This is a genomic window from Nevskia soli (genome assembly GCF_903970205.1).
Taxonomy (GTDB): domain Bacteria; phylum Acidobacteriota; class Terriglobia; order Bryobacterales; family Bryobacteraceae; genus Bog-113.
Map to the genome: position 1 here is coordinate 1 of NZ_CAJCHS010000242.1, position 12763 is coordinate 12763.

General features: G+C 58.5%; 8 protein-coding genes and 1 pseudogene. All 9 read right to left on the minus strand.

Annotated elements, in window-relative coordinates; translation table 11 throughout:
* Nucleotides 1-196: 196 nt before the first annotated feature.
* A complete protein-coding gene (locus tag H1Y01_RS10950) occupies nt 197-907 on the minus strand; it encodes a virginiamycin B lyase family protein (protein ID WP_180540558.1) in 711 nt (236 codons plus the stop codon).
* A 22-nt stretch (nt 908-929) separates the two neighbouring features.
* A pseudogene (locus tag H1Y01_RS20245) lies at nt 930-989 on the minus strand (hypothetical protein); the annotation flags it as partial.
* Between the two features lie 351 nt (nt 990-1340).
* A complete protein-coding gene (gene lepB, locus H1Y01_RS10955) occupies nt 1341-1865 on the minus strand; it encodes a signal peptidase I (protein WP_180540559.1) in 525 nt (174 codons plus the stop codon).
* Between the two features lie 12 nt (nt 1866-1877).
* Entirely contained in the window at nt 1878-3602 is a 1725-nt protein-coding gene (locus H1Y01_RS10960; protein WP_180540560.1) for a carboxypeptidase-like regulatory domain-containing protein, read from the minus strand.
* A gap of 105 nt (nt 3603-3707) precedes the next feature.
* On the minus strand, nt 3708-5381 hold the full coding sequence (locus H1Y01_RS10965) for a GWxTD domain-containing protein (RefSeq protein ID WP_180540561.1): 1674 nt from the start codon (nt 5379-5381) through the stop codon (nt 3708-3710).
* A gap of 122 nt (nt 5382-5503) precedes the next feature.
* Nucleotides 5504-7252, minus strand: a complete 1749-nt coding sequence (locus tag H1Y01_RS10970; protein WP_180540562.1) for a CRTAC1 family protein — start codon at nt 7250-7252, stop codon at nt 5504-5506.
* On the minus strand, nt 7249-8391 hold the full coding sequence (locus tag H1Y01_RS10975; RefSeq protein WP_180540563.1) for a tetratricopeptide repeat protein: 1143 nt from the start codon (nt 8389-8391) through the stop codon (nt 7249-7251). Before H1Y01_RS10975 ends, H1Y01_RS10970 begins: the two co-directional genes overlap by 4 nt.
* A gap of 152 nt (nt 8392-8543) precedes the next feature.
* Nucleotides 8544-12032 carry a TonB-dependent receptor gene (locus H1Y01_RS10980; protein ID WP_180540564.1) on the minus strand — a complete coding sequence of 1163 codons (3489 nt, stop codon included), beginning with the start codon at nt 12030-12032 and terminating at the stop codon, nt 8544-8546.
* Between the two features lie 149 nt (nt 12033-12181).
* On the minus strand, nt 12182-12763 hold a 582-nt coding region (locus H1Y01_RS10985), incomplete at its 5' end, for an enoyl-ACP reductase FabI (protein WP_180540565.1).

Sequence of the window (12763 nt, forward strand, 5' to 3'; positions counted from 1 at the left end):
TTGCGGCTGCGCGAATACCGGTTGGGCAGTATTCGCGGCAGGCTTTGGCGTGGGCGGCCGGGCCGGCTTGCGCTTCTTCGTTGGGTGGGCGGGCGGCTTCTTAGCCATGGATGTCCTCGTTGTTCTTCGACCACTCTACAACGAGGCGATCAGCGAGCCTATCGGCGATTGGGCGCGAGCCGGTCACGCTTGGTTGTTATGGATAGCTAATAAACGTCTGCATCGCCGAAGTATAGTTAGTAGTCCCGCACTGAACCAGAGTTATCACCGACCCGACGCCGACGGCCGCCGGATCCTTCGGCAAGCTTGCTGTCGTCGATGTTAAATAAGCAGACCCTGACTCCAGCGCAAAAGAGAATGGACCCACCTTAAGGATGTACTTCTTAGCTGCGTCCTTCACCAGAAACGTATAGTTACAGCTCTCGGTGTCGCTGTTATCGAAAGTGTAATTGTCCGGTAGAGAGCGTAGACCTAAGGTTACGTCTCCGGCATTCGGGAACGATCCACAGCTTAACGAGAATCCGCGCGGCGGGGTCACGGGCGCAATTCCCTTGTTCAGCAGAATGGTCGACCCAGCAACGATGGTCCAAATCGCAGGCCGCGCGACGCCGCGTTCGAACGCGGCTCTCAGCGTGTTGCGGGCAAACCGGCTGTCAAACCCGGCTGTCAAACCCAGGGCGCAGGCTGGAGCGCGCGCGATGGCACTGTTGTGGAAAAGCATGAACCATAAAGCCCGATCCGGACCGGCCGTCATTCCCAGCGGATCGCTTCCACCCGATACGACCTCGGTAATTACACCGCCCGTAGTAATTCGTCCGATCTTTCCCGAGGATTGCTCGGTGAACCAAAGGGCGCCGTCCGGCCGGTCGTATCTTGTTACCGCCGTTTTCCGCGAACCATAGCGCACCGTCGGGGCCGGTGGTGATCCAGTCGAGGACGGGATTCGCCGTAGGCACCGGATACTCAGTGACCCCGCCAGCAGTAGTTATCCGTCCGACGTTGTTAGCCGTGTACTCCGTAAACTATAGCGCGCCGTCCGGCCCGTTTGCGATCCAAATTGGCCGGCTGTTAGGTGTCGGAATGGGTACTCCTTAATCTCCCCGCTCGTGGTAATTCGCCCGATGTTACTGACACTGACGCCTTCCTCGACGAACCAGATGGCGCCGTCGGGCCCGGTTGTAATTCCGTTTGGCTGGGAGTTGGGCGCGAGAGATACGACGCGCATGGAGTAACTCCTGCGAGGAGTGTATCCGTTCAGCCGGGATCGGACTGTGCGTGTTGACCGTCGCTTTCGCTCCGTCTCGGTGTGAAGAGTTGGATTGTAGGAAGGCGTTGTTGAGCTAGCGCAGGGAACCTAACTTGTCCACCGGCCAGTACGCAAACACCGCCTTACCAAAGATCAGATTGCGCGGCACGCTGCCCCACACCCGGCTATCGTTTGACGACGCGCGATGGTCGCCTAAGACGAAGTAAGAGTTCGGCGGAACATAACTGGGTTCCATCGAGGAATGGTCGCGGTAATCGTCGGGAAGGTACGGTTCGGGCAGTGGGCGGCGGTTGATATAGACCTCGCCGTCGTCGATCGATACGCGCTCGCCCGGCAACGCGATCACGCGTTTAATGTAGCTCTTCGAGGGATCGTTCGGATACCAGAAAACAATTGTGTCTCCGCGCTTGATGTCGCTAATGCCAAAACGGTAGGTGAACTGGTTGATGAAAATGCGCTCTTCGTCGTCCAGGTTCGGCATCATGCTGGTGCCTTCCACCTTCACCGGGCGGTAAACGAAAACGATGACGAAAACGGCCAGCAGGACCGCGCCCACGACATCACGAAGAAGGCGGAATACGGTCTGACGATCTTCCATGAAGTTTAGACGTTAGAAGCGGAAATTCAGGCCGCCGCGAACGATTCGCGGGTTGTGTACCAGGTAGAGCCGCTGTCCGTTTCCGCCCGCGAGCGGAAGATATCCCTCGGCGAGCAGATTGCGGAGTTCGGCGTCCGCTTCCATTCGGAAAGGAAGGCCGAAAACGGATGGAATCGGCTGGCGCACGGTGAAGTTCAATCCGGCCTGGGTCTGATTCGCGTCCGTCGAGTATTCGCGGGCGGTCATGGCATCGTGATCGTCCATGAACTGGTACGAAGCGTCGAAATGAGTCCCCGCATGGGGAACGGTCGCCGTCGCCAACGCGGTGACCGCCTGTCGCTCGCCGGCGCCGATCATCGACCGCAACTCGTTCGGCGAAGTGCTCGCCAACTGGCGATCCTGCGTGCTTAGAACTCCGACCGTACCGTAGGTAACCGTGACCTGGTAATAATCCCCCACGTGCTGCGTGAGCGCGGCGGTAAATCCCATGGTGTGGTAGTTCCCGGCGTCGAATAGCAGACTGTCCGTATACAGATCAGGTACAAGATCGTTCGCGAACGATGCGCCCGGATTCCCGGAGATCAGCAGGCCCGCGTTCTGCACGCTTTCGCGATAGCCGGTGACACGAACTTCGGTCGGTCCCAAGGCATTCGAGCCAAGACTGCGGGACCAGGAAAGCTCGACGTCCTGCCCTCTCTGGACGCGCATATGTCCGTCATTCACCGTGACGGCAGGCGCTTCATTCAGCGCCAGAACATCGTGCTGCAGCTCGGAATTGGTGTCGGTCGCAGGATCGATGCCCAGTTCCGGGCGCGCATTCCCCGACGTGAACGTGAGTTCCACAACACCCACCGGGACGTCCCACGTGAGGCGCGCGAACGGGCTGTAATAATGCTGATGTTCGACGAAGCCCACGGAGTCGAAACCCATGCCGTATGCGAGATCCAGCGAATCCGCCAGATGCGCTGTGTCCGCAATGGATGCGCCCAAAGTACGAAGGGGCGGCTCGCCCGGGACTTGCGAGGAATCCGCCTCGCTCCAGCGCGGGATCTCAATCTGGCGCGCCGTGATCGTGATCTCAGGCACGTCCCCACCGAAGTTGCGGCTGTAGGTAGCTCGTATCGACGCGGACGGCGAATCGGTCGTCAACCCGTAGCCGACGTCGCCGGCAAATTGCACGTTGTTCGTTCCGAAAACATTGGTGGCGAAAGCGAACGCGGTTCCCATTTCACCCGCCGCGCCGGCGCTGTTCATATCGCCCGCCGAGAACCGCACCAGCCCTTCGCTGTCGCGAAACACGGTTTCGTGCGTGCCGGATGAGCTTGTCGAGGCCGAAGCGTAGCGAAATACCGGGCGGCTGGAACTCGACGAGCGGAGCACCCACTTCCAATCGTCGTTGACCAAGCCGCTCTTTCCATTCGAGGGCGGCAGCACGCGGATCACGCTGAACAGGCCGGAAAGACTCACGTCCAGCAAACTGCTGGCGCCCGGCTCCACGATGATATTGCTCCGGAAAGCCGGAAGGAACGTGGCCAGACTGACGCGGATCGAATAGACGTCCGGCAGCAAGCCGCCGAAAGTGAACAGACCCTGATCGTCGGTCGAGATGCGGCCGACGAACTGATCCTGATGATTGAAGACCTGGACGACGGCGCCCATCTGCGGTGTCCCGGAGGAATCCGAGACGCGCCCTTCGATGGCGCCCCCGATCTTAACGGGTTCAATCGCGCGGAGCACACACGGAACGAGTAGGAGCGCGGTGACTGCTATCCGCGTTGCCGCTCGAAATCGAAGGTGCTGCGCTCTGGGGATCATCGTCCGCCGGACGCCGAGTCCACGAATCTAGGTTACCGTAAAGCTGGCGGTTGGAGTGAGCGTCTGGTTACGATTTTTATCCGTGACCCGCATCTTCAACTCATATTTACCCGGCGCCATGGATTGCAGCGGCAGGAGCTTCTCAACCGTAATCTGGCTGGCTGAATTTCCGTTGATCGCTTCGCTGAAATCGAGCACTTTCTCCGTCGACCCGGCTTTCACAATCTCGTATTGAATGGTTCCGTTGGGTTTCTGGGTCTTCTCGTCCGGCCCAAAATTATAGAGCTGGAGGTAGATGCCCATCTTCTCGTCCTGGCGGAAACTGTCGCTGATCCGGGGGCGAACCTTGGTGGTTCCAACGACGAACTGGCCCGCGCCGATCTGTTTGGTCGGGACCTTCTCGATCACGTCCGCCAGAATTAGGCTGCTGGAAGAAAGCTTTTCGTCATCGAAGCGCGGCACGTTGAGCGCGGCCTCGTAGTTGTTGACCGTTCCGGCAACAACGTCCTTACAAACGATATTGAGGCGATACATCCCGGGCGCGAGCGGCACCGATTCCTGCCAGATGGACGAACGCTTCATCTCTTCGGCAAGCATTTGGGCGACAACCGGCACTTCCACCGTGTGCTCGAACGTGGTGACGATGCGGCGGGACATCGTGGTGATGCGGCCAAACACGTTCACGACGGCCTTCTGGACGCCTTCCTTCGACTGGAATTCCAGGTCTTTGTTTTCAAACTGGAGCGTCAGGTTGGTGAGGACCGAAGCGTTGGTAACGCGGATGTAATCTGTCTCGACCTTCATCGGCAGGATGTTATAGGTCACGTGCGAAGTGACCATGGCTTCCAGATCCTTGAACTTGACGGGCGGCGGTTTCTGAACGTTGGCGAACTGCTCAAGGCGCGTGAACTCGTTCATGCTGGCATCCATCATGTCGGTGGGGACGCCAAGGTGCGTGCCGTCACTACGGTCAAAACGATCGTTCTTGCTCGAAAGTCCCATCTGCTCGTAGAGCGTGAGACCGGCGTTCGGCGTGTAGAGCAGCGCGTCCTTTTCCGACGGGTCCATGGTCAAATGGAACTCGCCGGACATCGTGGTGTCGACGAACTCGAGCATGACGTTGGTTCCGATCCCTTCGAGATAGCGATAACGCCATTGCTCGAACGGATAGGTGGACGTTTCACCGCCGCCTTCCGACATCGGCCGGTTGTAGGAACCTCCCGAAGGATGCGACTCGATTTCGTCCGGCGGCCCGAACGTGATGTAAATGCGGCCGCGATCGGTCTTCCAGCCGGGGATGCCCGACGCGAAATGGTCGTTGGCGTAGGCGATGCGGCGATAGTGCTCTTCCTTGTATTCGTTTTCGGCCGTGTCGGGAGTCGGATCGCGGCGGAGCCAGAACTGCTCGATGAACTGCTCGCGCTCCTCATCCGTGTTGAGTTGGTGGAACGACTTCCGTTCCTCATCGGTGATGATGTAGACGACGTCCTCGTTCAGCCATTTCTTGTAGGGCGTCTCGAGTTCTTTGCGGAGAGCTTTCTCGCGGCGCTTCCGCTCCTTTTCCGTCAGCGGCTTGGCGACGGTTTGCTTTTCTTCCCCGGCGGCAGGTTTCTGATCTTGCGGAGAAGCGGGTAAATTAACGGGATACGAGGTTAGGGCTGCCGTGAGGATGCTGACAATCCAAACTCGGGATGAGGTCATTACAACCACCTTGTGAAGAAGCAAATGAAAGGAACTCCTGCTATTTTAGCGCAGTGCGAGGGGGAGTCAATTGTGAAAAACAGGAACAGTGTGAACGGGTGTGCCCGCGATCACGGGCTTGATTAGGATGGACGAGGCCAAGCGGCGCGTATGACCTTGTCAACCCCCTCCTGGATGACGATTGACTGCGAGACGCCCAACCCGGCAAACGTCTGAGCCGCGCCGCTTGGCCAGTACACATGCAGGTCCGCAGTGGTCGCCGGGCCAAGCCCGAAGTGGAGGCGCCGGTCATTGGTGGAATAAAAGCTCGACTGGCTCAACACTTCCTGAGTCTGCTGTTTTCCGCCGTACCTGGCGGTCACGCGCGCTCCGATCGCGCTGCGGTTGGATTTGGTCCCGACCAGCTTGACCTTCAACCAGTGATTGCCGCCGGTCAGGTCATTGCGGAGCAGCGACGGCGGCTCGTTCAAGTTCACGATGAGGACGTCGAGGTCGCCATCGTTATCGAAATCTCCAAACGCGCACCCGCGGCTCGCGTGCGGAGCGCCGATTCCCGATCCGGCGGTCTCGATCAGCTCCTCGAAGTGTCCGTTCCCCAGATTCCGAAAAATGACGCGGGGTGTCTTGAACGGAGCGTTGGGAAGTTTCGCTTCCAGCTCCGGATAGACGCTGCCTGTTGCAATGAAGAGATCGGGATGACCGTCGTTATCGAGATCGACGATACCGGCGCCCCAGCCGGTGAAGCGCGTCTCGACGCCCAGCCCGGAAGACAACGTCACGTCCTCGAAGCCGCCCTTACCGTCGTTACGGTAAAGGACGTTGGTGTCTTCGGTGAAGTGCGTTTTGAAAATGTCGAGATGGCCGTCGAGGTTGTAGTCTCCGATGCCGAGGCCCATGCCGGCCTGCTCGACGCCGTCGTCGCTCAGAGCGGCCCCGCGTTCGACGCCTTCCTCGCGGAATGTTCCGTCGCGGTTGTTCATGAACAGCAGGCTGTTGGTCGAATCGCACGCAACATAGATGTCGGGCCATCCGTCTTCATCGAAATCCGCCGCCACGACGGTCATCCCGTAGGTTCCCTTGACCTTAGAAATGCCGGCATCCGAGCTGACGTCGGTAAACGTCCCATCGCGATTGTTTCGATAGAGCGAGTGCGTTCCCGGCGGCAAGCCGCGCGGACCGCAATTGACCGGAATCTCTTTATAAGTGCAGTTGATGTTCTCGCCGGGCTTCTGCGCGCGGGCGAAATCGAATTCCAGATAATTCGACACGAACAGGTCCAGATAGCCGTCGCGGTTGTAATCCAGCCACGTGCAGCCCGAGCCCCAGCGCGTGCGATTCCCTTTCAATCCGGCTTTTTCAGTGACATCGGTGAAGGTGCCGTCGCCGTGGTTGCGGTAGAGAACGTTCTGGCCCCAGTAGGTGATAAAGACATCCTCGAATCCATCGTTGTTATAGTCGCCGATGCACACGCCCGAAGCCCATCCGGTCCGCAGTAACCCGGCTTCTTTCGTAACTTCGGTGAACGTACCGTCGCGGTTGTTCCTGTATAAGCGGTTGGTTGCTCCTTCGGGGACATCCGATACTCGCGTCCCGCCTAAGATCAACGCGTCGAGCCACCCGTCGTTGTCGTAATCGAAGAATGCGCAACCGCATCCAATGGTTTCGATGATGTAGTTCTTGCGTTCGACGCCGCCGTAGATGACCGGCTTGGTAAGTCCCGCGCTTTGGGCGATGTCGGTGAAGCGCGCGTCGAAAGGAATCCCCGACGGTTTGCCGCGCGGCTGCGCTTTGATGCCGCGGGTTGCCACGCCTTGCGCGAATGCCGGACTTGCTCCAAGCAAGGCGAGCAGATTGCGGCGGGTGAGGTTCATCGTTCCCGGCCGGCTATGGGCTGCGTCGGATCGAGAGGCGCGTCGGGACTTATAGCGGCCTGATCCCGTTTCAGGCGTTCGGCCTGCAAACGGCGGAATTCGGCCAACTCCTTCCGCGCGCGCTCCTCCTGCCCGGCTTGCTTGTAAGCGCGAGCCAACAGGAACGTTATGTTCTCCTGGTGCGGCGCCAGTAGCGCGGCTTTTTCCAGATAGTTCACGGCTTCCGCCGGATGGTTTTCCTTTAACTCGATTTTTGCCAGAAAATACATCGGATCGGGGTAATGGGTGCGCTGTTCCAGCGCTCGTTCCAGATATTCGCGGCCGCGTTCTTCCTGATTGTTGCGGCTGAGCAGGACGCCTAACTGGTAATTGGATTCCGCGTCCTGGGGCTGGATCGCCAGGGCTCGCTGGAGGTAATCGATCGCGGCCGGATCGTCATTCACGCGCAAGCGCAGCCGGCCTAATGCGGCCAGGGCCGGCGCGGACTTCGGATCCAGGCGAAGCGCCTCCTCTAACTCGCGCTCGGCGGCATCGTAGAGTTTGGAACGATAGAACAGCATCCCTTGCAATAAGTGCACCGGGCCCGGAGGATAATTTCCCCCGCCCAACTGCTCCAATAGTTGCTTGCCGCGTTCTTCGTCCCCGGCCCGTATATGCGCGCTCGCCAGAGCGAAGAGGATCGCGGGTTGATCGGGCTTTTCCCGGTTCAGACGGTCAAGTTCGGCGATGCCTTGTTCATACTGTGCGTTCTCAACGAATGCGATGGCGTGGAGCTGGCGGGCTCTGATCTCGTCCGGATGGAACTTAAGGTAATGCTCGAGTGGGTCGATCGCCTGCTCGAAGCGCCCGGCGCGAAAGTAGGCGATCCCCATGTTCAGGTAAATGGCGTCGAGCTTCGGGTCGGCGGTTAACGCGCTCTTATAAGCAGCGATCGCTTCGTCAAGCTTGTTTTCCCTGGCCAGCACAGCGCCCAGGTTACCGAGCGCTTCCGCCGAATGCGGGGTCTTGCCGATCTGCTCGCGAAACAGGCGCTCGGCTTCCGCATATTCACCGCGTTCCATGGCTGACCGGCCGCTGGTCAGTAAGTCTGGACTGTCCGCGGCACTTGCTAGAGAAATCAGAAGGAGGAGCGCCGTCATACCTCAAAACGGAAGGGCGACCGAGAATCGTTGCCCGCCTACCCGATTGTATGCCTGGTCAAGCAGCGCAAAGGGCGCGTCCCCGTGCCGCCAAACCCAAAGGAACCCGCGAAGTCTGGCGGCGCGGGGCGCGCTCCGTTTTGCGCGGTTTCTTAGAAGTAGAACTTAGCGGCGATCTGCACAATACGCGGCTGGCGCGTGGAGTTCAACGCCCCGAATCCGGAAACGCCGCCGCCGCCGCCCAGCGCCGTCGGCAGATTCGTGATCGTTGCGTTGGGCGCGAGCGAACTGAAGGTTACGGCTGAGTTTACGCCGTTGAACTCGGGGTGATTGAAAACGTTAAACGCCTCCAGGCGAAGCTCGAACTTCATTCCCTCGCGCGGGAGCGGGATATCCTTGAACACCGAAAGATCGAAATTCCAGAAACTGGGTAAACGTAAGTTGTTTTCCCCGGATTCGAAGCCCTCGCTTCCCGGTTGCGCCGGGAAGAAAGCCGCGGGATTCAGGTAGTTGTAGATGCTCGAATTCGGTCCGTAGAGATTTCCAACTTCCACCAGGCGAGGCCCAAAACTGGGGCTTCCCGTCGTACCCAGGTTGATGTTCGCGCCGTTTGCCGGCGTGTTGTAACTCGCGGTGAAGGGCTCGCCGGTTTCCCAGGTAGTGATCCCCGAGAGCACCCAGTGGTTCAAAACGATGTGCCCGATGGGGTTGTCGAAAACATTCCCGTTTCTGCCGACCGCGGGTACGTTGTAAATGTAATTAACAACCAGGATTTGCGTACGATCGAACCCGAGCGGTCCGTAATTCGCGAGTTTATAGTTGATCGGGTTTAACTCGTCGCCGTCGCCGGTTGCGACACCCATCGCCTTCGACCACGTATATGCCAGACCCACCTGGAAGTTATGGGCGAGCCGCCGGTTGGCACTCACCTGCAGCGCGTTGTAGTTGGAGTTCGCTCCAAACGAAAACTCCTGAATGTCCGCAAAACCGGGATAGGGCCGGTAAAGATTCTGGTTGATCGTTTGGCCATTGATCTGATTCTGCGGAAGATTGGCGCTGCCGAATAGGTTGCCGTTAATATTGGTCGAATAAAGCAGGTGATTCGACACGGATCCGACGTAGCCTACATCGAGTAAGATGCCCCCGGCAAACTCGCGCTGGATGCTCAGATTGTAGTTATAAGTGGTCGGAATCTGGCCCGCCTTGTCGAAGCCCGACAGAGAAGCCGGAAAGTTGAGACCCGGTGTGGCGGCCGCGGTCTCAATGTTCCCGTAGTAGATGGTCGGCGTGTTAATGCCCGGCGGGTTGGTTAGCATCTGGAACACCGGGTTGCCCTGGAACCGGTCGTAGAACACGCCGCCTCCCAACCGGATGACGGTCTTGGGAAGAACGTTGTAGGCGATTCCCAGACGCGGAGCGTATTGCAGACCCCGGCTGTTGATCAGACCCGCCGGGTAATTGACCCCGGCGCGGGCAATCCCATTGGTATAAATCCCATTCGTCGTGGTTCCGGTTCCGGGAACAATGGCTCCGATGAACGCGGCGGGCGCCGTCGCTCCCGTCAGCGGATTCACGGCCAGGCCCGCGGCATTTTGCCCGTACAACACAGCTTCGCCGCTAGTGCTGAACAAGCCCGGATTGAAGGTCGACGTCTGCAGCGCCTGGTCATACTGCGGCTGGACCCAATAGAACCGCATGCCGTACTCCACGGTGAGCTTCGGCGTCACTTTCCAGGAATCCAGTCCGTAGAATTCAACGTTGTTGTAGCGGTACTGTCCGTTCAACACGGTGCTCGACTGCTGGAAGGTGTTAAAGTTCCCCAGCAGCACGTTGGCGAACGGGTACCCGGTATCGCCGGGATTCTGCGGGTTTGTTCCGAAGTCGATCGTTCCGCTTGCCGGACTGGTCGAAGTCTGGTCCTTAGCGCTGTACTGCCAATACACACCCGCCTTTAACCGGTGATTCGAGACAACCTTGCTGAAGTTGTCGTGAACCTCGATCGTGGTGTTGTAATTCATGAACGGCGTCCCCTCGAACGCCGTATACGGCGGGTTGGTAATGCCGGCGCTGTAGGTGAAATTCGGAATCAGGTCGATCGGGGAAGCCTTCGGATAGGGAAGCGGGAAGGTGGTTCCCAGTTTGGTGAGCGAAAATGCGTCGGACGTCGGCACTTCACTGAGGAAGTTATGGCTTAACCCGAAGACGATCTCATTGGTCATGGTCGGGTCGATGACTTCGGTCAGGTTCGCCACCGTCGAATAGCCGGGCTGCCCGAAAGCAATGTCGGTGAACGGGATGTTATAACTGGCGTTCCATTGGCCGTAAGGAAGGTCCTGAATATCATGATCCTGGATCGCGCGCGCGAAGAATTTCCAGTTGTCGCTGATATTCCAGTCCACGCGATAGACCTGCTGCCGCCGCGGGTAGCTCGCGGAATCCTGGGTGGTGTAGTTATAGCTATTGTCCCCGGTGAAATTCGGCAGCGGGTAAAAATCGAGAATCTTCGTGCCGTTGGGATCGATCAGGCTGGCCGGAATCGTGTTGTTCGGGAAAGGCAGTTTGGTGGTGGGATCGATGATGGTCACCGGCACGCCGGAACCGTTCTGCGTGCCCTGGAAATCGCCCATCCGCTGAAGCGCGGTCGGGACGGTCACGTTTTGGCGGGACAGCGGTTCCAGCTGGTCCTGCCATTCCTGCGCAAAGAAAAAGAACAACTTGTTCTTATTCCGGTTAAAATGGCCGGGAATGTAGATCGGCCCTCCAATGTTGAAGCCCTGGTAGTTATACCGGTAGAGCTGCCTCGATTCCCCGTTCAGATTGTTGAAAAAGCTATTGGCATTCAGGCTATCGTTGCGGTGAAACCAATAACCGGTGCCGTGGAAGTCGCTTGTCCCGCTTTTTACAACGACGTTGATCGAAGCGCCGACGGAGCGGCCGAACTCGGCGGACTCGGCGTTGGTCACCACGCTCAGTTCCGCGACGGCATCGATATTCAGACTGGTGTGCTGCGTGCCGTTCGAACCGGTATCCATATTGCCGATTCCGTCCAGCGTGGAATTATTTTCGTTGCCGCGCTGTCCGTTCGCATAGATACTGCCGATACCGCCCGGCCCCGCGACCTCCCCATCGAAGTCGCTGTTGACCCCGGGCACGGTCTTCACCAAGTCCAGGTAGTTCCGTCCGTTCAGGGCGAGGTTTACCGTTTGGCTGCCGGTAATGACGCCGGAACGCATGGCATCCTCGGTCTGCAGTTGTTCAGCCGACGCCTCGACGCTGATGGTTTCACTCTGGGTGCCGACTTCCAAGGGAATGTCACCCAGTGAAACCCTCTGGTTGGCGAATAAGACAATGTCCGTCCGAACCGCTTTTTTGAACCCCGGCGATTCGACGCTTAGCTGATATTTACCGGGCTGTAGAGGGTCGGCCGCGAAGTTTCCGTCGTTCGTTGTAGCCAGAGTCCGGCTGGTACCCTGCTGCGTTTCAGTGACGATTACCGTGGCGTTGGCTATGGATGCGCCCGAGGTGTCCTTCACGGTGCCTGAAATGGAACCGGACGTTTCCTGGGCGAAAACCACGCTGGAGAAGAGAATGAACAGGCATGCGGCTGCGCTGGCATTCTTCGTGGAATGCAAAATAAACATGGGACAACTCCTGAACGATTAGGAGTCTATGTCAAACCGATTTATAAGTCAACGCCAAACGGACGTTTTACGCCAACAATTCGTAAAAATAAATGTGAAGATCGGCGTAAATTGTGTCCGTTTTATGTGAAATACCGGATCGTTTTTGCCTACCCCATCACGCTCATGCCCGAATCCACATAAAGCGTATTGGCCGTAACCCCGCGCGCCAGATCGCTGGCGAGGAAGACCGCGGCGTCGCCGACCTCATTCGGGTCGGTGTTGCGCCGCAACGGCGAGCGCTGCTGGACAACCTCTAAAATCGAGCTGAAATCCTTGACGCCGCGCGCCGAAACGGTCTTAATCGGACCCGCGGAGATTGCATTCACGCGAACGCCCTTGGGTCCTAACTCGCTCGCGAGATAGCGCACCGAGGCTTCGAGAGCAGCTTTCGCCACGCCCATCACGTTGTAATTCGGAACCACGCGGGTTGAGCCGATGTAAGTCAGGGTGGTGATCGATCCGCCTTCGGTCATCAGCGGAGCCAGCGCGCGCGCCACGCCCACCAGCGAAAATGAACTCACATTTTGCGCAAAAAGGAACCCATCGCGGCTGGTTTCGATAAAGGGATTCCCCAGTTCCTCGCCTTTTGCCGAAGCCAGGCAATGAATGACCGCGTGAACCGGCCGCCCCAGCGCGCCCACTGTCGCGCTAAGGTTCGCCAGGTCCTCATCCTTCGTCACGTCGCAGGG